This is a genomic window from Paucilactobacillus kaifaensis, from assembly GCF_005405145.1.
GTDB classification, from domain to species: domain Bacteria; phylum Bacillota; class Bacilli; order Lactobacillales; family Lactobacillaceae; genus Paucilactobacillus; species Paucilactobacillus kaifaensis.
Genome location: NZ_BJDM01000001.1, coordinates 119981 through 142430, shown reverse-complemented (window position 1 = coordinate 142430; position 22450 = coordinate 119981). Strand labels below are relative to the sequence as shown.

Here is a 22450-nt window from a genome sequence, read left to right as displayed (position 1 = left end):
TGTGAAGTTTAACACAAAAGTACTATTTAGTAAATTTAGGAAATAATTCTACGCATAACGGGTCAAATCAGGAACATATTTTGCGGTGTTTCATGTGAAACATTACTATCTGTAATTTTTGCTGTAAAAAATATTTATTGATGCTAAAGTTCCTCTGGAGCAGGAATGTTAAGCTCAGCCGCAATATTTCTAATTTGGTCAGCACTGGCGTCATCAATTGTGACTCCATGAATTTTATTTTCATCATACCGCTTATATTCGCGATCACCGGGGATCATAATTTGTGTACCTGGCGTATGATCTAACTTACGAATGCGATCAAACATGCTTTCAACGTTGCTTTTTAAGACGTCTAAATCTCCAAAGAAGTCCGGGTCAATGGTCAAGAAAAATTGACTAAAGTCATGTTTACCTGTATTAGTATCAGCTGAAATTGATCCCTGAGCTAAAATACCAGTTAATAGTTCTACAACTAGTGAGTTACCAAACCCCTTGTAATTGGAGTTTTCTTCTGAATTACCACCAAGAGTTAAGACGCCACCACCGGGTTGTTCTTTGGTAAAGGCAACCTTGGAGAGAATATCTTCAGCTGCGTTAGCATCTTTCACAACGTTGCGTTGACCATCAATAGCCCATTCACCAGGAATCTGTTCTCCTTTTTTTGCGAGCACTTGAATTTTTCCGCCAGAAACAACTGAAGTAGCACCATCAAAAACAAATGGATGTGGTGCGGCAGGGAAGGTGAAGGCAAAGGCGTTTGAACCCAAAAAGGCATCCTTAGCATTAGTTGGAACAACGAGTGGGCGTGTGTTAGTGTTCGAAACACCAATTAGTCCGGCTTTGGCAGCCATTCGTGAGTAATAACCTGCAGTACCAAAATGGTTTGAGTTGCGGATAACCGCAATTGAAACGACAGATTTTTTTGTTTTTTCGATTAATTTACGCATGGCTAATGCTGATGCAATATGTCCCATATTTTGATTTGCATCAATCAATAAACTGGTGGGAGTCTCCTTTAAAATAATGGGCTTGTTAGTTGGTACAATAATGTGTTCTTTGATCATGTTAAGATACCAAGCTAACCGCTGAATACCATGAGAAGAAATTCCGCGTAAATCGGCATCGACTAAAGTATCTGCCAATAAATTACTATCTTCACTAGAAAATCCATGAGCGGTAAAAACTTGTTCCAAAAATGTTTGTTCTGTTGCAGCACTAATTTTCACGATATTTTCCTTCTTTCAAATTTAAAAGAGTCGACTTAGCCCCAGACATCTGACTAGTAACACATCTAACCAAATAAAAAATCGTCCTATACAAATATTTATTATTTGTACAAGGACGATTACGATTAGACCGTGGTGCCACCTATTTTCACAATCAAGCTGATTGCCTTAAAACTCAAATGAGTTCAACATGCTAACGGGTGTCGTTCGTGGGCATAGCGTTAACCTGCCCAATACTCCGAGTTCATCTTCACTAATTAGTACACTGTGTTATTTTCAGCGGACAAACACTCTCTAAAAGGTAAAATCAGTTACTCTTCTCATCAATATTTAATGTATACTGTTTAATGAAAATTTAGTTCAAATTGAATCACTTGTCAAGCCCTGATATGAGTGAAATAAGTTATTTACGAAGGTGAAATTAGTTATGCAAACAGCTGATGAAATTTTTGCAGCAATTCAAAAAGATCCAGCAAATAAATCATTCACGGAGCAGGGAATCCAGCCACTCTACCACATTGAGCCGAATGCTGAAATTATGATTATTAGTCAAGCTCCCAGCAACAAGGCACAGGCATCGATGACGTTTTGGAATGATCCAAGTGGAGACCGACTCCGGTCTTGGATGGGCGTTTCAAACGATGAGTTTTATCACTCTGGTAAGATTGCGGTTATGCCACTCGATTTTTATTATCCTGGTAAGGGGCTACACGGTGATTTACCACCACGTAAGGGCTTTGCTGAAAAGTGGCATGAGCCATTATTGGAACTAATGCCTCAAATAAAACTCACATTATTAATTGGCCAGTACGCGCAAAAGTATTATTTGACTAACCGGCAGAAAACACTGACGCAAACGGTGCGCCATTTTCAAGACTACCTACCTGACTATTTTCCGCTAGTACACCCATCGCCACTTAACTATGGCTGGATGAAACGTAATGAATGGTTTACAACAGATGTGATTCCTGAATTGCAGCGAAAAGTGAAATTCATTATTGATGATTAGTGGGAGCTGTTTAGATTCAGTAAAAAAGGAGTTGTGCAGACAACTCCTCTTTTGCTGATGTGATTAATTAATCAATAAGGCTACCGTCTTTGCGATACTCCTTGACGTTTGATCGTTTATTTCGGGCAATACTTTTAGCAGCAGCAACGGCCTCTTTTTTTGTGTCAAAAATGGCACTAGCTTTTTTAGCTCCTTGTGCCATTACCGCCCAACCGTTGTCGGTATATTTAACGACTTCATTGGCATCAATTAATTCTGCATTACGCTCATTGATGTCATGTTGATCATTTTTGCTAGGATTGTCTTCTTTAATAAAAGCACGTTTTTCTTGTTCACGTGCATTTTCATACCATTTTTCAGCTTGACTCATTGCAATCGGAATTGCCCGATCGTCTGGGTAACCATCTGCCAATAATGCATTCGCAATATCGATTGCCTTTTTTCGTTCTAATTGGTCCATATTTTTCATTGATACTGGGTAGTCCTTCATGTTCCATGCCATTCTTGTATCCTCCTTGACTGCTTCGTCGGTGTGATTATAAAAAGCTAGTGGTAATAAAGTTCTATCTGTAATAACAACTATACCAATCTAAAAATACTAACGAAAGTATTATGCTTATTATTAGTTATTTGAAAGAACTGTAACCTTTTTGAATCCAAGTTGTACTATGAATAGCTGCAGAAACATTTTCAAAAATTGTTGGTGCAAGGATGATGGCGAACAAAATAACCCCTAAGACTACTGTCTTTGACGAGAGTGACCGGTTGAACTGCCGCCAATTAATGGTAAATAATATTAAAATAAATAAAATAAATTTCGGTAAGTCTGCCCAGTAATTGTAAGTTTCAATGTTGATATTAAAGGCAAGTACCATAATGTATATTATGATTCCAAGAGCTAAACCACCAAAGAAGATTTTAAAAATACGACTAAGAGGTTCCTTGTTGCCAGCGGTAAGACTACTCATTAATGACAGATCACCGCGAACTAAGTCATCAATGGAAATATCGAATAAATTACTGATGGCAACAACATTTGCAAAAGTTGGCAACGCGGCACCACTCTCCCATTTTGATATTGATTGTCGTGAAATATGCAGTTTTGCAGCAAGTTCAGTTTGAGATAAACCATGTTGTTCACGATAAGTTTGAATCTGATACCCAATTTTCATCCTAATCTCCTCCTATTCGATTTTAGTATAGACAGGGAGCAATGAAAAGGGGAGCACCGAATGGTTGCAAATCAAAAAGAGAGCGAATAGACGTGGTTAAAAGTGGGTATATAACGTGAAAAATGACAAAACCAGTTTTTGCATCTGGTCTTGTCATTTTTTTTATTTATGGAACTGTTACAGCTGTGAACATAGTCTTAAATACAAAAATCAGTCATCTCATTTTGATTTCAGTCCTTGAATGGTTTCTATTAACCAGTTTGTATAACCATTCTCACGCTGAATCGCATGCTGCAAAATTAAAAAATGACCAAAATTATTTTTATCACTTTGGTTGTGAAATTTTTTCTCCATTTGCTGCTGTAAATGAATTAACTTATTTTTATGTAAGTTAAGTTGCTCTGTCAACATTGGTGCTAAGCGTGGATCGTTGTTTTTACGGATGAAATACAATTTCAAAATGAATTCATCCTTGGTGGCAGACAAAGCAGGAGTTGGTTCACCAATCCATTGGTTGAGTTCTTTGGCCCCTTGATCAGTAATTGAATAGACTTTTTTTTCGAGTTTTTCTCCCGTAATAGTAAGTCGATGACTGATTAGTTGATCGTCTTCAAGTCGTTTTAGTAAAGGATAAATTTGGCTGTGGTTGGCTGACCAGAACTCACCAATATCAGAATCGAAAGCTTTTGTGATGTCATAGCCGGTTAGTTCCTTTTCACTTAATAGTCCGAGAATAATAAATTTTAGTTTATTTCGTTGTGCCATTGCTGAACTCCTTGACAATTTGATGAGACCAGTATAACATGATCAAGTATTATAAAACATGTAAATAAATACATGTATAAAATTAAAGGAGACGTTAAACAATGACAGAAAAAACTTTCGCAACACTTGATGACTTTTTGGGAACTCATTTTATTTACACTTATGATAATGGTTGGGAATACGAATGGTATGCTAAAAACGGTCATACGGTTGATTATCGAATTCATGGTGGAATGGTTGCTGGTCGTTGGGTGACAGATCAAGAGGCAGACATTGTGATGTTAACAGCTGGTGTTTACAAGATTTCATGGACAGAACCAACTGGCACAGATGTTGCATTGGACTTTTTACCAAACGAAAAGAAGCTTCACGGCACAATCTTTTTCCCTAAGTGGGTTGAGGAACATCCAGAAATCACGGTGACATATCAAAATGAGCACATTGCTCTCATGGAAGAATCGCGTGAGAAGTACGAAACATATCCTAAATTGGTAGTGCCGGAGTTTGCCAACATTACTTATATGGGCGCTGCTGGTCGAAATAATGAAGATGTCATTAGTGAAGCACCTTATGAAGGGATGCCAGATGATATTCGCAATGGTCGTTACTTTGACGACCAATATCGACGGATTAATAAATAAGCTTTGATATAAAACACTTTCGAAAAAACTCGAAGGTGTTTTTTTTACATAAATTAATTTGCAAAACTTGATTTGAATCAAGTTCAAATATCAGCATCGCTATTATGATAGTGACAGTTAATCAGAAACCTGCAACTCCTGATCAAAGTTGTTAACTGGTTTTGTTAGTTTAAGCAAACAATAATACAAGGAGTGAAAAAAATGAAATTTCAAAAATTTATTCAGGATCATAATACTCAAATTACATTAATTACAGCGATTTTAATTGTAGCAGGGTTCTTCAGTAAATATTTCCTGGGAAATGTGGTGGGCTACGATATTATTTTAGCAATAGCTTCTGTTATCGCAGCTGTACCAATTATGATGCACGCATATCAGGCGTTGAAGGTTAAAGTCGTTAGTATTGAATTATTAGTCAGCATTGCCGTTATCGGTGCATTCATCATTGGTGAATATAACGAATCTGCAATTGTTACTTTTCTATTCTTATTTGGTAGTTATCTTGAAGAGCGGACATTGGCCAAGACTCGTCAATCAATTAAGTCACTAACTGAAATGGCGCCAACAACTGCCACGATTGTGCAAGATGATGGGACAACCGAAGAAGTGGATGTTGACGATGTTGATGAAGGCGACATTGTCTTAGTTAAAACAGGAGGTTCCATTCCGGTTGATGGCAAAGTTATTGAAGGTCACGGTTACACAGATGAATCAGTTGTGACTGGTGAATCACGTGAAGTTGGTAAGCAGGTTAAAGATGATGTTTTCTCTGGCACAATGCTTAGTGATGGGTATTTAAAGATTGAAGCTACTAAGGTTGGTGATGATACAACATTTGCTAAGATCATTGAATTAGTCGAAGACGCCCAGGATACAAAATCGCATGCCGAGAAATTTATCGATCGGTTTTCACAGTACTACACACCAGCTGTCCTCATCATTGCATTACTAGTATTTATCTTTTCGCGTGATTTTAAGTTAGCGATCACAGTCTTAGTACTTGGTTGCCCTGGTGCTTTGGTTATCGGTGCTCCTGTATCAAATGTGGCTGGAATTGGTAACGGTGCTAAGCGCGGAATTTTAGTTAAGGGTGGCGAAGCAATGGACACCTTCTCTAAAATTGATACTTTTGTCTTTGATAAAACGGGAACTTTAACTAAGGGAAATACATCCGTTTCAGCTGTTAAGAACTATGGTGGAGATCTAGCTAAGACTTTTGCACTAACTGCTAAAGTTGAAAGTCTATCAGATCATCCATTAGGACGGGCAATTGTTGATTATGCAGATACTAAAGCTTACGAGTTTAAAAACTTGGCTGTAGAAGATAATCAAACAGTTAAGGGTCAAGGAATGATTGCACAGATCGATAATCATGAAATCTTGGCTGGTAACCATAAGTTGATGCGCGCACATGAAGTTAAAATGACTGATCAACAAATTAAAGACTTAGATGAATTACAAGCTACTGGCAGTTCAGTTGTGGTTATTGCAGTTGATGGCAAGGTTGATTTGATTGTGGCTATTTCTGATATTATTCGCCCAGAAGTAGCCGAACAATTACAGTCATTACGTGACAAAGGTGCCAAACATTTAGTTATGTTAACAGGTGACAATAAAGCGACAGCAGACTATGTTGCTCAGCAAGTTGGAATTGATGAAGTTCATGCTGAATTAATGCCGGAACAAAAGGTCGAGTTTGTTAAAAAATTCCAACAAGATGGGCGTAACGTTGCATTTGTTGGTGACGGAATTAACGATAGTCCATCCATTGCCACTGCCAATATCGGAATTGCAATGGGAAGTGGAACAGATGTTGCTATTGAAACATCTGATGTTGTTTTAATGCAATCGAGTTTTGAAGCGCTGGTTCATGCCTATGGTTTAGCTAAGAAGACAGTTTTGAACACAAAAGAAAACATCACCATTGCGATTGGGGTGGTAGCCTTCTTATTGATTGGATTAATTGCTGGGTTTATTTACATGGCCAGTGGGATGTTTGTCCATGAAGCAAGTATCTTGGTAGTTATCTTTAATGCAATGCGACTGATTCGATACGGTAAGGCACCACAAGTAGCAAAACCACAACAGGTAACACCTGCGATGAAGTAAGCAGAATTAATTTCGGGTTTTATGGTGGGGTTTTCCGCACTTAATAGTTAGATGTTCTTGAACTTTTTCTGATTGAGGGGTGCACCGGTATGCGCATCCATTGTATTTACGGCTTTTGTCGTATTATGGTTGTCAAAAATATAACAGTATTAAGAGATGAAAAAAGATTATAAAAAAGATGGTAAAACTTGATTTGAATCAAGTTTTTAAAACATGATTCTCAGTAGAATAAAGACAATCAAAGAAAGATAGTTTCACAAAGGAGGAACTAATTATGACAAAACGAGCAATTTTACAACTAGAAGCACTTACTTGCCCATCATGTATGACTAAAATTGAACATGCGGTTGCTCATCAAGATGGTGTTGAGAAAGTTAAGGTACTGTTTAATGCTAGCAAGGTTAAGGCAGAGTTTGATGATACTAAAACTAGTGCACAAGAATTAGCAGACGTAGTGGAAAAGCTGGGTTATTCAGTAGACAAAGTTAAAGAAAAAGAACTAGCTAAGGAGGCTTAATTAATGACTAATGTAGACACACAATACGAGGCAGAATTAAAACAGGCAGATTTAGATCATCACAAACCAACTGCAGGAGCGATGACCGGCCATATTTTATCCAACTTACTTATTAATAACGTTAAGCTACACCAAACACGTTGGTATTTAAAAGGCATTCAGTCACTACAATTAAAGCCTGTATATGATAAATTGATTGAGCAAGGCCGTAATGAATTTGACCAGTTAGCTGGAGTATTGTTAGATGAGAATGAATTACCACCTTCGACTGTGGCGGAATACGTTAAGTATTCGATGTTAGAAGAAAACGGTCGGAACAAGTATTTAACAACTGAAGAATTAGTTGATATTACTGTTCACGACTTTGCGACTCAAAACATGTTTATCGACCGAGCAATCGTATTAGCACAAAAAGAAACTCGGCCAGCAATGGCAGCATTCTTAACTGCATTACGTGGGCATAACAATCATACAATTCAAACTTTGCAAGCCGTACTTGGCAAGCAAGCGTGGGATGGATTGACCGAAGAAGACGATGACGACGAAGAATAAATAGTATTATTTAATCTAAAATTTGAATAACAAACAAGCGGGTAAATTTACGCAAGTAAATTGTGGGCACCTGCTTTTTTTGTTTCACGCGAAACTAAAAAACTGCTTAAAATAATTTTATTTTAAGCAGTTTTTTAGAGGGAATTATTTTGTATAATCAATGTGTTTTGTTTCAGGAGTTACCGCAAGGGCAATAAATGAAACTACAGCCATAATACCGAGGTAAAGACCCACTGTCTTCAATCCCCAGTTAGCAGCTAACCAAGTGGCGATTGTTGGAGCAAATGCGGCCCCAACGATTGCTGATAAATTATAGGCTAAAGCTGAACCCGAGTAGCGTACTTTAGTAGAGAACAGTTCAGGCAATACGGCTCCGATTGGGCCGTAAACCAATCCCATCAAGAAAAAGCCGATGAATAGGAACGCACAGGCCCCAGGAACATTGTGTTGCCCCATTAAAAAGTAAGGGAAAACAACTGAAAAAACAGCGATAGCAGCAGTTGAACTCATTAGTAATTTCTTGCGACCCCAACGATCAGCTAGATAGGATGAACCCAAGATAACAGCGGCAAACATCACGATGGCGGACATTAAGAGGAGCAAGAATTCACGATTACTAAAGCCTAAATTAGTTGTCGCAAAGGTCAGTGACCAAGTAGATAGTGTAAAGAAAAATGTGTATGAAACGGCCACGATGAACGTACCTTTTAGAATTTGTCTCCAGCTAGTTTTGAAGACTTCTTTAAGTGGTGACTTAGTCACGTTTTCCTCGGTTTGGGCCATTCTGAATAATGGTGTTTCTTGTAATCTCTTACGAACCCATAAACCAATGAAAACCATCACAGCTGAAGCCAAGAACGGAATTCTCCAGCCAAAGCTCACCATTTGTGCAGGCGTCAAAAAGGATTCTAGGACGAAAAATAATCCATTACATAAAAAGAACCCGAGTGGTGCACCCAGCTCTGGGAATGAACCGTAAAGTGCACGTTTGTTTTCAGGTGCATTTTCAGTTGCAACCAACACGGCACCTGACCATTCGCCACCAAGACCAATTCCTTGAACGAAGCGACAAAGACATAAGAGTAAAATTGAGGCCATTCCAATTGTTTCGAAGCTAGGTAGAAATCCAATTAAAACAGTAGAACCACCCATTAAAATTAGTGAGACCACCAATGTTTTTTTACGGCCAATTTTGTCACCAAAGTGCCCAAAAATAAATGATCCTAGTGGGCGGGCAACAAAGGCAACCCCAAATGTAAGTAAACTAAGTAAAATGGCAATTGTTGGGGTTAGAGATGGGAAAAACACTTTCGGGAAATATGTAGCCGCAGCAGTTCCATAAGCGTAGAAGTCAAAAAATTCAACCGCAGTTCCGATCATTGATGCAAAAATGACTGTTTTGATAGGGTCACGTTCAATTGATTGTGATTTGTTCGTTTGTAAAGCTTCTGTAGTTGTTTCCATGGTATATTCACTTCCTGTTCTATGTATTTGATCGAACTAAAAATCTTAGAAATCCTATTCCTCCTTGCCGAAAAATAAATAAAAAGCCAAGAGCGATGAACACCCTTGGCTTTAGCCAACGCTGCTCGCGAATCAGCGCGAGCAACAAATTAAATTGTCACTCACGCTAAATAATAATAATTTCGACTCGAACGTTGACTGTCATATTTATTTACTCCTCTAATAATTTGATTTTCATAGCATATCTTAGTTTAACTAATTTGTAAACACTAAAATTAAAATTTGGTTAATTTTATTGCTTTATTTTTACTCAAAGTGCTTTTAAAGTAATGAATATTAACCATAAATTTAAATGAGATATTTTCTAATTTAACGTGTTCTTTTCTTAATATAATTAACTATTTACTAAATTAAACTTAGTAATCAAAGTAATTAGTGTTTACCGAACGATTGCTATTTTCAATATGCTATAATTTGAAGAATGTTTTTTGATGCTTGTCATAGAAAGGTTGATGAACCGATGTCAGAAGCAACAACTTATTTAGCAACAGTCCGCGCCAAAATTGTTGAGCGTGATGGCGCACAACCAGAATTTTTAGAAGCTGTCGACAATTTTTTCCATACATTAACCCCAGTGTTGGAAAAACACCCAGAGTATATTAAAGCAAATTTAATTGAACGATTAACGGAGCCAGAACGTGCTTTTCAGTTTCGAGTGTCATGGGTTGATGATGCTGGCAATGTTCAAGTAAATCGTGGGTTTCGGGTTCAGTTTAATGGTGCCATTGGGCCTTACAAAGGTGGTTTACGATTCCATCCAAGTGTTAACCTTTCAATCGTTAAATTTTTAGGCTTTGAGCAAATTTTCAAAAATAGTTTAACCGGTTTACCAATTGGTGGTGGTAAAGGTGGTAGTGACTTTGATCCGAAGGGCAAATCCGATGGTGAAGTTATGCGTTTCACTCAAAGCTTTATGACCGAACTGCAAAAACACATTGGTCCAGATCTGGATGTTCCTGCTGGTGATATCGGAGTGGGTGCGCGTGAAATTGGGTTTATGTATGGTCAGTATCGCCGTTTAAACGGTTATCAAGCAGGAGTTTTAACCGGTAAAGGACTCAGCTATGGTGGTAGTTTAGCAAGAACTCAGGCAACTGGATTTGGATTACTATATTATACCGAGGCACTGTTAGCCGCTCAGGGTGAACAATTAGCGGGTAAAAAAGTTAAGATATCTGGTTCTGGAAACGTTGCTATTTATGCAGTTCAAAAAGCAACTGAATTAGGTGCCACTGTCCTAACAGTCTCTGACTCGGATGGATTCGTTTATGATCCCAATGGAATTGATTACCAACTTGTGCAACAAATTAAAGAAGTTGAGCGTGGTCGCATTAAATTGTATGCACAGCGAGTGGAAACTGCTGAATATCATGAAGGGTCAGTTTGGGACTTTGATGTGGATTATGATGTTGCTCTTCCAAGTGCAACACAAAATGAAATCGATGGCGGTAGAGCAGCTCGATTGGTACAAAATGGTGCTAAAGTGGTTGCTTCAGGTGCAAATATGCCAAGTACACCAGAAGCGGTGGAAGTCTTTAAAAAAGCGAATGTGTTATTAGGACCTGCTAAGGCAGCGAATGCTGGTGGCGTTGCTGTTTCAGCACTAGAAATGAGTCAAAACGACGAACGACTGTCTTGGACGTTCGAAGAAGTTGATCAACGATTAAAAACAATTATGCAAAATATTTTTACAGAATCTGCAACAGCTGCTGCAGAATATGGTCTCGGTAAGGATTACTTAGCTGGTGCTAATATTGCAGGATTTAAGCGTGTAGCTGATGCAATGATGGCGCAAGGCGTAATCTAAGAATCAGCAAGTCTAAAAACGGTTGGAAAATTCCAGCCGTTTTTTTGTCCCTAATTTTACGGTGTTAAGTGCGATATAATAAACGCATTACTTATTTTCGGAGGATACAAATGCAGATCAACGAACATCAACAATGGTTAACTGATTTTTATCGTCATCGTGGGTGGTATCAATTATCACCATTCATTCGACTTAACTTTATTAGCGAAGAAATAGGTGAGTTGTCGCGGGCAGTACGATCGCTTGAAATTGGTCGTGACCACCCTGGGGAGCAATCTTTAACGGAAGCTGAATTGCGCGATAATTTGATGGAAGAATTAGCTGATGCGCTAGATCAATTACTCGTTTTGGGATCGCATTATGACATTAAAGCTGCAGACTTACTCAACTATAGCGAAAAAAAGCTGCAACAAAGATATAAGGATGAAGTAAATTAAGTTTAATTGGGAGCGTACTGAATATGAATAAAAACCTCAAAGTTGAATTACCAACAGAGGTAGTTGATAAATTACATTTAGACGATGGTGATACTGTTCGATTTACAGTGAGAAATAATGGGGTGATGTTACAACCACTAGAGGAAATAACACAACGAGTATCTTTGTGGTGGTCGCTAGTGCCAACTTTTATTACAAGTATCGGTTTTTATTTGTTTTTTTTAAATCAAAAACAAACTCAAATTCCACTAGTCGGCACTACTTCGATTGCGACCGCATTAATCATTTTAGGGGTAATTACGGGGACTATCTTGTTCATTATTTTCTTTGTCAAAAGTAGAAAAAGTACCACTAATTCGACTTCACGCAATATTTACTGGCGAAATTTTCCAACCATTGTACTTTCATTTGCGTTGATTTTGTTATTGGCACTTCTTGGTATTTTTTGGGTTTTCGGCCTTATTTTTACTGGAGCTAGTTTTGATCAGTTAACCTCTACATTTATCTTTTTTATTTTTAGTAGTGTAATTAATTATTTAATGATTTTAGCTGCTCAATCGATTTCACCATTGATGTTGACGTCATTATTCATGGCGATTATCAGTAGTGGTGTTGTCATCTCAATGGCTTCCAACAGTCAACGAAGGTGGTGGCAACATAATCTTAGCTATCTTGGTACTGACTTAGCCAGCAATAGTTGGAGTTTTAACTTAACACTGATTTTTTCGGCGTTAATTATGATTGCTTTAATTGATTATTTGTTTGTTTCACTGCAAGAAGCATACCCACGAACATGGCAGTTAACAACTTTGCGGGTAATTTTAACGTTGGCCGCTGTCGATCTTGGTGGAGTGGGAGCCTTTCCGAACAATACCGCTTTTCATATTTTTCACGATCAGCTTGCCCGAATGTTAATTTATTTTATTATTATTCTGATCGTGGGAATCAAGTGGTTATTGCCCCAAGCTAATCGGGATTTTTTAATCACATCATATATTATTGGCGGGGTGTTGGTATTAACCGATATTTTATTTCAATTTGTGGGATACCTATCATTAACTGCCTTTGAATTAATCGGTTTTATTTTAGCGTTTGGGTGGATTTTACTACTATTTCAGTTGATTCAGCACCTCATCTCGGCACAGACGAGAATCTTTGAAGCAAAGATTGGTTAGGTTGTCCGTTACGTTTTTCGTTATAAGTGCTAAAATTTACAGAGAAAAGGAAGTGATGACAGTTTGGCCAAGATGCAAGACTTTAAACAACGAATGGATTTTTTAGGATTGTCGATTTTAATGAATGCTGCTGGGAATGCACTTACGATTTCGACTGACTTAGGAAGTGCTGTTTGGACTGGCTCATCAGTTAATCTGTCAAATTGGATTCACATTCCACTAGGAACAACGCTTTTTATTTATGGAATTGTCATTACGATAACTAATCAAATTATTCTGGGTCATTTTGATCGGCGCCGTTTTTTTTCCAATCTACTGTATGCATTTCCGTTTAGTTACCTTGTTTCTTTCATTACGTTATTTTGGAATTGGGTGGGCGTACCCCACTATAGCTTGATAACTAAAATTTTTCTTGATACAGTTGGGATTTTAGTGATCTCGATGGCTGTGTCAATTTATCAACGATCAAATATTTTGATGCACCCTAATGATGACTTATCATATATTCTTCGGTTTAAATTTTTACGTGGTTCAGCTATTTTAGGACAATGGGTCAGTTATGTCCCACCGATTTTAATTACCGTGGTATCAGTAATGGCAACTAGGCAATTAAAGGCAATTGGTTATGGAACAGTTTTAGCGTTAGTTGCGCAAGGTGCAATGATGAGCTGGTCTGATAAACATATTTTTCCACAATTGAAACACCATGTTGATGTCTAAATTAAATAACTTAGATTAAGCTTACCCGCTGACAATTAACGAGAAAGCTTTTTTTAGTGGCTAAATTTGATATGATTAGAATTAGGAAGTATAAGCATTGAAGTTATCAATGGATGGGAGGAAAACGATGTTAGAAATTAAGCACTTGTCAAAACAATTTGGGGATTTACAAGCGTTAAATGATGTTAGCTTTAGTGTTCAGTCTGGGCAAATTATGGGACTAATTGGACAAAACGGTGCTGGGAAGTCGACTTCATTTCATAGCATTTTGAATTTTTTGAAATATGATGGTCAGATTAGTTGGAATGATGCTCCAATTACGGAAACCGTTTTTAATGAAATTGGCTACTTACCTGAAGAACGTAGTTTAATGCCTAAATTGACTGTTGAACAGCAGATCATTTATTTAGCGCGACTAAAAGGTAAAGCGGCCAAAGAGATCAGGCCAAAAATTGATGTCTGGCTGGATAAATTTGCCGTTAAGGGGAAACGGACTGACAAGATTAAGGATTTATCGAAAGGAAATCAACAAAAAATACAGCTAATATGTACACTAATTCATCAACCGAAACTATTAATTTTGGACGAACCATTTAGCGGACTTGATCCAGTTAACGTAGATTTGTTAGAACAAGCGATTTTTGAGGCCAAAAAACAAGGAACGGCAATTATTTTTTCTAGTCATGATATGGGGAATGTTGAAACATTATGTGATCAATTAATTATGCTTAAAGCAGGTCGAGTGGTATTAAGTGGTCGAATAGAAGATGTTCGGAGCCAGTTTGGTAAGAATCATTTATTTGTTACTACAAATAGTTGGGATTACGACCGGTTGATTAAATTAGCGCACGTAACTGCAGTTGAACGACTGGCTGATCATCGATATTTACTGAAGCTGGATGACCCGGCTGTTGGTCCAGATTTATTTCAACAGTTAACCAACGGAAAATATGTTGAAGAGTTCAGTCAACAAGCACCTACATTGGATGAAATTTTTAAGTTGAAGGCAGGTGAACCAAATGCGTAAACTTTGGATTATCACGGTAGAAACTTTTCTGCGGCAAATCAAATCCTGGAGTTTCTTGGCACTTGTAATCGCACCGTTTTTGATTTTGGTATTGTCATTTGGATTAGGCTATATTAACTATAGTTCTGGCGAAAGCAGTAATAAAATCGCTGTTATTTCAGAACATTCTGCGCTTAGAAAGCAGTTTATTCAGCAAAATAAAGATGAAGTAAAAGCATCAGTCGATTCGGTAAAAGAAGCTAAAAAGGCAGTTGCAGAAAATCAAATTACAGGGTATGTTATCTTTGACACCACAGCAACAAGGGTATCAGCAACTTTTCGTGGTGGGCAAACACCTGAAGTTCAGATTAAGAATCAAGTTAATTCATTTATCGTGCAACAACAGCAGCAACTTAATCTCGCCAATGCTAAGTTGAGCCCTGACCAAGCGAAAGCACTGCAACAGCAGCCACAATACAATGAAATCGTTCATAAAAAAACTGGGCGAGCAAAAATCGCACGACTGATTTCGTTTTGGATAATGGTCGTGATGGTATATATGATCTTGATTACGTATTCGTCAATTACAGCTACTGAAATTGCTTCCGAAAAAGGCACCAAAATTATGAAAATAATATTTTCGAGCACCACTGCGGGAAAATATTTTGTCGGTAAAATTTTAGGAGTATTGTTGGTTATTTTGACTCAATTAGTGGCTTATGTAGTTGGAGGTTGGAGTAGCTATCTTGTGGCTCAACATATGTCCTTTACCAAAGGTTTTGTGAATAGTAATCAGGATTTAATTAGCCAAGTATTATCTAATTTACTCAGCATTAACTTGGTCTTTTTATTTTTAGGAGTTATTTTATATACTATCTTATCCGCCTTTAGTGGCGCACTAGTTGCTAAGGCAGAGGATGCTACTAAAGCAGCACAACCAGCGACTTACTTGGGAATGATTGCCTTTTTTGCGACTTTTCCATTTCAAAATAACGCCGATGTAATGATCGTTAAAATTATGTCATACGTTCCATTCTTTTCATCATATTTCATGCCGTTACGGATCATTGATCAAAGTGTGAATGGTTGGGAAGTAGCAATTTCACTGTTAATTTTAATTGGTAGTATTATCTTGATGGTTCAGTACATCAGTCGAATTTATGAGGGACTGATGTTGCAAACGGATGATACAAGTTTCTGGAAAAGATTTAAGCGTGGGATTAGTTATCAATAAAAGAGATTGTGATCACCCCCGTTTAGGAGTTGAAATGTAACGTGAAAATAAGCACACCATGATTCGTATTTTGAATCACGGTGTGCTTATTTTTAGATTACACTGAAATCTTTACTTAGAGATCAAAATTCATCGAAATATACGAGTAATAGCTATCATTTTTAACTAAAAACGTGCAAAAACATATTGATAGAAATATACTGAACTTATTGATTTACTTTCTGGAGGATATTTATGGATATTGTGTTAATCGGAGCGGGGCCACGTGGATTAGTGGCAGCGGAAAGAATAATTGAACGGCAAAAAAAGACAGATCAATTTGGTCAATTAACCATCACGCTGGTTGATCCATTTGGTGTGGGCGGTCGTGTGTGGCAACCCAATCAGTCACACGACTTAATTATGAATACTAACCCGGACCAAATTACGATGTTCACTGATCAAACAAGTGAAATCAACGGTCCAATTGTACCTGGATTGAATTTGTATGATTGGATCAAAACCAAAGCAGCGCAATATATTCAAGAAAATAATATTGCACAAAAAAAAGAGTTACTAAACGAAATCACAGATCTGAAGAGCAATGGGTATGCCTCACGGGGACTATTCGGTGTTTATTTGAATTGGTTTTATGAATATTTACAAACCCGTTTAATTGCTGAAATCACTTTATCAATGGTGTATGAAGAAGCAATTAAGGTTCAATCTGGAGTGAATGAAAATGAATACCTAGTTCAAACTAGTAATCATGAGCTGCATGCGGACTATGTTGTGATGGCGCTAGGACATTGTGAAAACAAACCTACTCCAGAGCAAGTTAAACTACGCCAGTTTGCTAATCAAGTTGGGATTAATTACATTTATCCAACACAGCCACAAGAGTACGATTTTGAAAACTTGGCAGCGGGTCAAACGATGATTGCTCGAGGACTCGGACTAAGCTTTTTTGATGCAGTCGCTATGTTAACCACCGGTCGTGGTGGTAAGTTTACACGTGCTAGTGCCGGTCAATTGGTTTATCATGCTTCTGGTCGAGAACCAAAAATTGTAGCAGGTTCACGCCTAGGGGTGCCACTGCGAGCCAAAGGACGTAATGAAAAAAAGAATGATGAACGAGCAACGGCTCACTTTTTTACGCCAAAATGGTTTCATGATGTTCAATTAAAAGGTGGGATTGCTGGAGAAGATTTTTTAACAATGGCCCATCATGAGGTTGAATATGTTTATTACGAAAAACTAATTCAGCAAAAATATTCACAAATGAATGTTGAGAAATTTTTAACACAATTTGCTTTGGCAACAGATCCAACCCAGGTAGTTTTGCAATCTGAGATTGATAGTGACGATTATTTTAATTGGGAAAAATTAATGAATCCCACTAAGTTTATTGGTGATAGTTCGGACCCTGAAGTAATGGCTGACTATTTACAACGAGATGCAGATGCTGCTAATGAAGGAACAAAAACAGGTCCTTTAACCTCAGCACTAGAAGTTTTTCGTGATATTCGCGACGTGTTACGGCAAATTGTTAATTATCAGCTTTTGAGTCCAGATGATTATCGCAAGGACTTTTTAGGTCAATTTAATTATGAAAACTCACATTTAGCGGTTGGACCACCAGAAATTAGAATTGAAGAGCTACGAGCATTAGTTTTAGCTGGAATTGTTAAAATACTAGGACCAGAAATGATGGTTGATACAGATGAGCACGTAGCTAAATTTGTTACTTGGTCAAAGTTAAAACCAGAGCAACGATACACAGCTGACTATTTATTGGAGGCACGGTTGCCATCTATTAAGGTCGAACAGAGTCAAAATCAGTTAATGCAGCATTTACTTGCTGATAAATTAGCACAACCACACGAATTGGTTTTAGCTGATGGTACAGAATTTAAGACTGGTGCTTTGAATGTTGATACTGTAACGCAACAGTTGATTGTAGATGGTGAAGCTAATCAACATTTGTATGTTTGGGGAATTCCAACGGAGGGTAAACAGTGGTTTACGACTGCTAGTCCACGACCATATATTAATGATGTTACGTTTCGGTCAGGGGATGCGATTGTGGATCAAATTTTTAAAAGTTTGATTTAATGGCACAAAAAAAACAGCCACCTAAGTAGTCGGTAGTGGCTGTTAAAACGCTCAGTATTAGAGCGCGGCGTGTAAACACGCAACGAACGTCTTCCGTTCGCTAAGATTTGGCACCTTCGGGAGATAGTATAACATAATTATGTTGTGAAGGTAACTGAACATTAAATAATTGTGGGATGAATTGCACTGTTTCATGTGAAACAACATCGTGACAATTAGGAGTAATGATGGAAGTAAAGCGTTTAAAATACATTAATAAGTTAGAATTAAACCAAATTATGCAGATTTGGCTGACAAGTAATTTGGAAGCCCATGACTTTATTGAGCCGTCATATTGGTCAAATGCTGTCGATGATGTTAGAACGCAAATTGCATCAGCTAATGTTTATATAGTTAAAAAAGACAATGCGATTGTTGGATTCACAGGGCTTGTTGGTAATTATATTGCGGGGATATTTGTTGCGCATAAATATCGGTGTAGTGGCATCGGTAAGGCAATTGTTATGGCATTAAAAGAGGATCACTCTGAATTAGACTTAGGAGTATTCGTCAAAAATATAGCTGCTATTAAATTTTATCAAGCTAATAATTTTACGATTATTGCAAAATCATTTGATGCTGAAACTGGTGAGCAGGAGCTCCACATGAAATGGAGTAAATAGATTAATAGTCGTCTTTGCTAATGAACTTAAAATTAAGGATTGATTATAAAAATTAAAATGGTATGATAAAAGCATATTTATTTCAAAGGAGTTTTTAATTATGGTTCAAGTATCACAAACTCAATTGAATAATTGCCGATATTACTTCCGGTTTTTCCATGTGTGATTTGTGGGAGCCGAAAGTCTTTTAGGTTGAAATAAACCGGCTGCACAGATCACGGTAATTGACTGTGTGGGCTGGGAAAGTAGTACCAATGAACCCCTTGCAGTCATGTTAAGTGACTGTGAGGGGTTTTTGTTGTTAGGTGCTAATTGATCACGGATGTATGAAGTTCAATCGCGGTTTATCTTGTATTACTTGGGTTGAACATCAATATAGTTTGATTAGTGCTTTGTTGCTGAAACGTGTCAATTCAACCAAATGGCTAGAGCTAAATTAATTAACCATTATTCGCCAAATTCGCAAACAATGATTAATTAACTTAGCTTTCGACATTTACCCGGTTGAATGAACACTCTGATTTTAGGAGGAATAGAAATGAGTCGTTTGATTGGTCGTATGAAAAAAGAAGTTGCTGCTTTAACTCCATCTGATATTTTGAAATTTAATCAAGAAATTGCTGAAATTCCAGATATCGTCAAATTAACGCTTGGGGAGCCTGATTTTAACACGCCAGACCACGTGAAACAGGCAGCAATTAAGAGTATTGAAAATAACGAAAGCCACTATACTAACTCTCGTGGTATTTTAGGATTACGTACAGCAGCTGCCAATTTTTTAAAACAAAAATATGCATTAGACTATGATCCTGAATCTCAAATTTTAGTTACTACAGGAGCGACAGAGGCAATTTACTCTTCCTTAACCGCAATTTTAAACGCTGGCGACACAGTTATTATTCCTACGCCAATTTTTCCGCTTTATATTCCAGTTACCATGTTGAATGGCGCGAAACCAATCTTTGTCGATACTTCAGATGATGGGTTCATCCTTTCGCCAGAAAAATTGGCCGCTGCAATTGAGGAAAATAAAGATACTGTTAAAGCAGTTATTCTTAATTTCCCCACAAATCCAACCGGAGTTACCTACAAAAAGGCAGATTTAGAAAAGCTAGCTGCAGTCATTGCCCAACATGATATTTTTTGCATCAGTGATGAAATTTACAGCGAGCTAACATATGATGGGACTCATGCTTCAATGGGAACAATTCTACCTGAGCAGACATTAGTGTTGAATGGAGTATCAAAGTCGCACGCAATGACTGGCTGGAGAATTGGATTGTTGTGCGGGCCGGCGGACGTGATTACTCAAATCGGTAAGGTGCACCAATTTGCAATCACATCGGCTACCACAAATGCTCAAGTAGCAGCACAAGAAGCATTTGAACATGGAATGGATGATGGTGCTAAAATGCGCGAAACATATCGTAAACGACGTGATTTATTATTAGACGGGTTAGCAAAAGCTGGTTTTACATGTGCTAGTCCTAATGGTGCCTTTTATCTGTTCGCTAAAATTCCAGCAACTTTAACCCAGGATAGTTGGAAATTCTGCTATGAACTAGCTAAAGAAGCAAAAGTTGCGGTCATTCCAGGGGCTTCTTTTGGACCTGGAGGTGAAGGGTACGTTAGACTTAGTTATGCAGCTAGCACTGAAGATTTAAATAAAGCAGTTAGCCGAATTCAAGCCTATGTTCAGCAAAAAACAGCATAAACTATTAAATGCAAGGAGAACTCTTAATGACACAAAATGTACCCATAAAATCAACCAAACCAACTAGTCGTGAAGTAATTATGAATGTCCTAAATGGATTGTCGATTGGAATTATTGTTGCACTTGTGCCTAGTGCGTTACTAAATAAGATTTTGAAGGCGATTGTGCCGATTTTTCCAGCTGCCAGTTCAGTTATGGCGCTGACAAATGCAGCGATGGTTTTGTTACCAGCGGTGAGTGCCGTTTGTGTCGGAATGCTAGCACATTTTTCACCAATTCAAACAACATCACTTTCTCTGGCTGCTGTCATGGGAGCGGGGAATTTCAAACCAGGTGCCAATGGATTTGTTGTTAGCGGCACAGGTGATGTGATTAATATTGCGATTACAATTTTAATTGGGTACTTGTTAATTCTATTATTGGGTGAACGGTTGAAAGCTTACACCATTTTGTTGATTCCGATGCTAGTGCTGGTGATTGCAGGTGGAATTGGTAGTTTGACACTGAGTCCAGTTAGTAAAATCACCCAAATCCTTGGGATTGGAATTATGCAGTTGACTAATTTACAACCGATAATTATGGGGATTTTACTTGGAATTATCTTTGCATTGTTGATTATTTCTCCAATTTCTTCTGTTGGAATTGCAGCAGCTATTAATATTCATGGCGTTGCAGCAGGATCAGCTAATTTAGGGATTGTTGCTGCCAGCTTTGCACTAGCTATCTATGGTTGGAAAGTTAATTCGGTAGGAACATCGTTGGCTCATTTTCTGGGTTCTCCTAAGATGCAGATGGCTAATATCATGTCGCGGCCAAAATTAATGATTCCAATCAGTATCAATGCCGGCATTCTGGGTGGCATCGGTGCGTTATTCAATATTCAAGGAACTGCAATGAGTGCAGGATTTGGTTTTTCTGGTTTAATTGGCCCGTTGGCAGCATTAGATGCCATGGGGGCACCGACTTTTGGTTCGGTTAGTTTAATCACGGTGTTGTTTTTGGTGCTACCAATTATAATGGGCTTACTCAGCCACTATTTGTTTGCACATAAATGGCATTTCTATGATGCAACTAATTTTCAATTGAACTATGCATAAATTTTATTTCCCAGGAAATGGAAATTGATCTACAGGCTGACTCAAAGCATTGATCAGTTTGTCGATTAAGGGGTTAACCTGGGGCCGGTAGGCTAGCACAATCTCAAAATGTGGTTGATCTTGATCTGCTAAATCGATAGCATGAACTTCTTGTTCATTGTTTAAGGCCAGTTCGCTAAGAAGACTGATACCAACATTTTCATGGACCATGCCTTTTAATACATTTATATCTGGAGTTGTATAGACAATTTGCGGTTGAAAATGATTAGCCGTAGTTAGTTGTCGAAATGCAGCTGGATGAACGAATCCTTCTTTTAATGCAATGAAGGATTCGTTTTTTAGTGCAGCAAAATTAATGGACTGTTTGTTTTTTAAAGGGTGATCCGGACTGACAATCACTTTAAAGTCGGTTCTGACAAGTGGTAATGTTTTAATATTTTTGAGTTTTAGTGGTGAAATTGCACCCAGTAAAGCCACGTCTAGTTCGCCGGTTGACAGTTTTTCTTGCAGCGTAGCGGAACCACCTTCTATGGTTTGGAGATGGGACATGATGTTTTCCTTAATAAGAACTTTTGCTAATTGGGGAAAATAATATGTGCCAATTATTGGTGGTAAGCCAAACCGAATTTTTTGTTGGCTTAACGCTAGTAGATCGGCCTTTGCGGTTGTCAATTCTTGTAAAATGTTTTGAGCATGGTCATTAAATTCTTGGCCAGCAAGCGTTAAGTCAAGTTGATGATGAGATTGGTCACGAATAAATAGCTGGACTTTGAGCTCGTTTTCCAGTCGTTTAATAGCATATGTAATGGTTGGCTGACTGATATTAAAGGCTTGAGCAGTCTTAGTATAATTCCGGTCTTTAACTAGTTGAACAAAATATTCCAAATCACGAAAATTCATGGCAACTCCAATCTTAGAGTGTTAATTCAACCGGGTAGCCCTAGAAGGCTGGTTGAATTAACACGTTTCAGCACAATAAATAATGCTAG

21 protein-coding genes are annotated in these 22450 nt (G+C 37.8%); 15 read left to right on the top strand and 6 right to left on the bottom strand.

Annotated features, from left to right (window positions below):
• Positions 1-143: 143 nt before the first annotated feature.
• Positions 144-1226 carry an Ldh family oxidoreductase gene (locus FFM51_RS00620; protein ID WP_137596730.1) on the bottom strand — a complete coding sequence of 361 codons (1083 nt, stop codon included), beginning with the start codon at positions 1224-1226 and terminating at the stop codon, positions 144-146.
• Positions 1227-1653: 427 nt separating this feature from the next.
• On the opposite strand from FFM51_RS00620, the gene FFM51_RS00615 reads away from it, so the two are divergent.
• The gene (locus tag FFM51_RS00615; protein ID WP_137596729.1) at positions 1654-2235 is read left to right on the top strand and encodes a uracil-DNA glycosylase family protein; all 582 of its coding nucleotides are present in this window, start codon (positions 1654-1656) and stop codon (positions 2233-2235) included.
• Between the two features lie 67 nt (positions 2236-2302).
• Here FFM51_RS00615 and FFM51_RS00610 read toward each other — a convergent pair whose 3' ends face one another.
• The 3 genes from FFM51_RS00610 to FFM51_RS00600 form a co-directional block, all read right to left on the bottom strand.
• Positions 2303-2737 carry a DUF2188 domain-containing protein gene (locus tag FFM51_RS00610; protein ID WP_137596728.1) on the bottom strand — a complete coding sequence of 145 codons (435 nt, stop codon included), beginning with the start codon at positions 2735-2737 and terminating at the stop codon, positions 2303-2305.
• 124 nt (positions 2738-2861) lie between these two features.
• Positions 2862-3407, bottom strand: coding sequence for a helix-turn-helix domain-containing protein (locus FFM51_RS00605; protein WP_137596727.1), 546 nt, complete (start codon positions 3405-3407; stop codon positions 2862-2864).
• A gap of 219 nt (positions 3408-3626) precedes the next feature.
• Entirely contained in the window at positions 3627-4172 is a 546-nt protein-coding gene (locus FFM51_RS00600; protein ID WP_137596726.1) for a PadR family transcriptional regulator, read from the bottom strand.
• Positions 4173-4273: 101 nt separating this feature from the next.
• Between FFM51_RS00600 and FFM51_RS00595 the strand changes: the two genes are divergently transcribed.
• The 4 genes from FFM51_RS00595 to FFM51_RS00580 all read left to right on the top strand — a co-directional run bounded on the left by FFM51_RS00595 (position 4274) and on the right by FFM51_RS00580 (position 7991).
• The gene (locus FFM51_RS00595; RefSeq protein WP_137596725.1) at positions 4274-4813 is read left to right on the top strand and encodes a phenolic acid decarboxylase; all 540 of its coding nucleotides are present in this window, start codon (positions 4274-4276) and stop codon (positions 4811-4813) included.
• Positions 4814-5014: 201 nt separating this feature from the next.
• Positions 5015-6922, top strand: a complete 1908-nt coding sequence (locus tag FFM51_RS00590) for a heavy metal translocating P-type ATPase (RefSeq protein WP_137596724.1) — start codon at positions 5015-5017, stop codon at positions 6920-6922.
• A 274-nt stretch (positions 6923-7196) separates the two neighbouring features.
• Entirely contained in the window at positions 7197-7439 is a 243-nt protein-coding gene (locus FFM51_RS00585; RefSeq protein WP_137596723.1) for a cation transporter, read from the top strand.
• A gap of 3 nt (positions 7440-7442) precedes the next feature.
• Entirely contained in the window at positions 7443-7991 is a 549-nt protein-coding gene (locus tag FFM51_RS00580; protein WP_137596722.1) for a ferritin-like domain-containing protein, read from the top strand.
• Between the two features lie 144 nt (positions 7992-8135).
• Here the strand turns inward: FFM51_RS00580 and FFM51_RS00575 are convergent, their stop codons facing one another.
• The gene (locus FFM51_RS00575) at positions 8136-9455 is read right to left on the bottom strand and encodes an MFS transporter (protein WP_137596721.1); all 1320 of its coding nucleotides are present in this window, start codon (positions 9453-9455) and stop codon (positions 8136-8138) included.
• A 520-nt stretch (positions 9456-9975) separates the two neighbouring features.
• Here FFM51_RS00575 and gdhA point away from each other — a divergent pair.
• The 10 genes from gdhA to FFM51_RS00525 all read left to right on the top strand — a co-directional run bounded on the left by gdhA (position 9976) and on the right by FFM51_RS00525 (position 21461).
• A complete protein-coding gene (gene gdhA, locus FFM51_RS00570) occupies positions 9976-11322 on the top strand; it encodes an NADP-specific glutamate dehydrogenase (RefSeq protein ID WP_137596720.1) in 1347 nt (448 codons plus the stop codon).
• A gap of 110 nt (positions 11323-11432) precedes the next feature.
• Complete coding sequence (locus FFM51_RS00565) at positions 11433-11759, top strand: MazG nucleotide pyrophosphohydrolase domain-containing protein (RefSeq protein WP_137596719.1); 327 nt, start codon at positions 11433-11435, stop codon at positions 11757-11759.
• Between the two features lie 23 nt (positions 11760-11782).
• Positions 11783-12934 carry an AbrB/MazE/SpoVT family DNA-binding domain-containing protein gene (locus tag FFM51_RS00560; protein ID WP_137596718.1) on the top strand — a complete coding sequence of 384 codons (1152 nt, stop codon included), beginning with the start codon at positions 11783-11785 and terminating at the stop codon, positions 12932-12934.
• A gap of 63 nt (positions 12935-12997) precedes the next feature.
• A complete protein-coding gene (locus tag FFM51_RS00555) occupies positions 12998-13654 on the top strand; it encodes a DUF6198 family protein (protein WP_137596717.1) in 657 nt (218 codons plus the stop codon).
• Positions 13655-13781: 127 nt separating this feature from the next.
• Positions 13782-14681: an ABC transporter ATP-binding protein gene (locus FFM51_RS00550; RefSeq protein WP_137596716.1), complete on the top strand. Its 900-nt coding sequence runs from the start codon at positions 13782-13784 to the stop codon at positions 14679-14681.
• On the top strand, positions 14674-15894 hold the full coding sequence (locus FFM51_RS00545; protein WP_137596715.1) for an ABC transporter permease: 1221 nt from the start codon (positions 14674-14676) through the stop codon (positions 15892-15894). Before FFM51_RS00550 ends, FFM51_RS00545 begins: the two co-directional genes overlap by 8 nt.
• Positions 15895-16128: 234 nt before the next feature.
• Positions 16129-17988 (top strand): FAD/NAD(P)-binding protein, encoded by a 1860-nt coding sequence (locus tag FFM51_RS00540; RefSeq protein WP_137596714.1) that lies wholly within the window; start codon positions 16129-16131, stop codon positions 17986-17988.
• A gap of 224 nt (positions 17989-18212) precedes the next feature.
• The gene (locus tag FFM51_RS00535) at positions 18213-18650 is read left to right on the top strand and encodes a GNAT family N-acetyltransferase (RefSeq protein WP_137596713.1); all 438 of its coding nucleotides are present in this window, start codon (positions 18213-18215) and stop codon (positions 18648-18650) included.
• A 538-nt stretch (positions 18651-19188) separates the two neighbouring features.
• Entirely contained in the window at positions 19189-20364 is a 1176-nt protein-coding gene (locus tag FFM51_RS00530) for an aminotransferase class I/II-fold pyridoxal phosphate-dependent enzyme (protein WP_170999527.1), read from the top strand.
• Between the two features lie 26 nt (positions 20365-20390).
• Positions 20391-21461: a PTS sugar transporter subunit IIC gene (locus FFM51_RS00525; protein WP_137596712.1), complete on the top strand. Its 1071-nt coding sequence runs from the start codon at positions 20391-20393 to the stop codon at positions 21459-21461.
• 3 nt (positions 21462-21464) lie between these two features.
• Here the strand turns inward: FFM51_RS00525 and FFM51_RS00520 are convergent, their stop codons facing one another.
• The gene (locus FFM51_RS00520) at positions 21465-22361 is read right to left on the bottom strand and encodes a LysR family transcriptional regulator (RefSeq protein ID WP_137596711.1); all 897 of its coding nucleotides are present in this window, start codon (positions 22359-22361) and stop codon (positions 21465-21467) included.
• Positions 22362-22450 lie beyond the last annotated feature (89 nt).

Coding starts and splice junctions, on each gene's coding strand:
- FFM51_RS00545 (WP_137596715.1), top strand. CDS start 14,674: ATGCGTAAACTTTGGATTATCACGGTAGAAACTTTTCTGCGGCAAATC.
- FFM51_RS00605 (WP_137596727.1), bottom strand. CDS start 3,407: ATGAAAATTGGGTATCAGATTCAAACTTATCGTGAACAACATGGTTTA.
- gdhA (WP_137596720.1), top strand. CDS start 9,976: ATGTCAGAAGCAACAACTTATTTAGCAACAGTCCGCGCCAAAATTGTT.
- FFM51_RS00590 (WP_137596724.1), top strand. CDS start 5,015: ATGAAATTTCAAAAATTTATTCAGGATCATAATACTCAAATTACATTA.
- FFM51_RS00550 (WP_137596716.1), top strand. CDS start 13,782: ATGTTAGAAATTAAGCACTTGTCAAAACAATTTGGGGATTTACAAGCG.
- FFM51_RS00535 (WP_137596713.1), top strand. CDS start 18,213: ATGATGGAAGTAAAGCGTTTAAAATACATTAATAAGTTAGAATTAAAC.
- FFM51_RS00540 (WP_137596714.1), top strand. CDS start 16,129: ATGGATATTGTGTTAATCGGAGCGGGGCCACGTGGATTAGTGGCAGCG.
- FFM51_RS00575 (WP_137596721.1), bottom strand. CDS start 9,455: ATGGAAACAACTACAGAAGCTTTACAAACGAACAAATCACAATCAATT.
- FFM51_RS00525 (WP_137596712.1), top strand. CDS start 20,391: ATGACACAAAATGTACCCATAAAATCAACCAAACCAACTAGTCGTGAA.
- FFM51_RS00560 (WP_137596718.1), top strand. CDS start 11,783: ATGAATAAAAACCTCAAAGTTGAATTACCAACAGAGGTAGTTGATAAA.
- FFM51_RS00580 (WP_137596722.1), top strand. CDS start 7,443: ATGACTAATGTAGACACACAATACGAGGCAGAATTAAAACAGGCAGAT.
- FFM51_RS00530 (WP_170999527.1), top strand. CDS start 19,189: ATGAGTCGTTTGATTGGTCGTATGAAAAAAGAAGTTGCTGCTTTAACT.
- FFM51_RS00565 (WP_137596719.1), top strand. CDS start 11,433: ATGCAGATCAACGAACATCAACAATGGTTAACTGATTTTTATCGTCAT.
- FFM51_RS00585 (WP_137596723.1), top strand. CDS start 7,197: ATGACAAAACGAGCAATTTTACAACTAGAAGCACTTACTTGCCCATCA.
- FFM51_RS00615 (WP_137596729.1), top strand. CDS start 1,654: ATGCAAACAGCTGATGAAATTTTTGCAGCAATTCAAAAAGATCCAGCA.
- FFM51_RS00610 (WP_137596728.1), bottom strand. CDS start 2,737: ATGGCATGGAACATGAAGGACTACCCAGTATCAATGAAAAATATGGAC.
- FFM51_RS00595 (WP_137596725.1), top strand. CDS start 4,274: ATGACAGAAAAAACTTTCGCAACACTTGATGACTTTTTGGGAACTCAT.
- FFM51_RS00600 (WP_137596726.1), bottom strand. CDS start 4,172: ATGGCACAACGAAATAAACTAAAATTTATTATTCTCGGACTATTAAGT.
- FFM51_RS00520 (WP_137596711.1), bottom strand. CDS start 22,361: ATGAATTTTCGTGATTTGGAATATTTTGTTCAACTAGTTAAAGACCGG.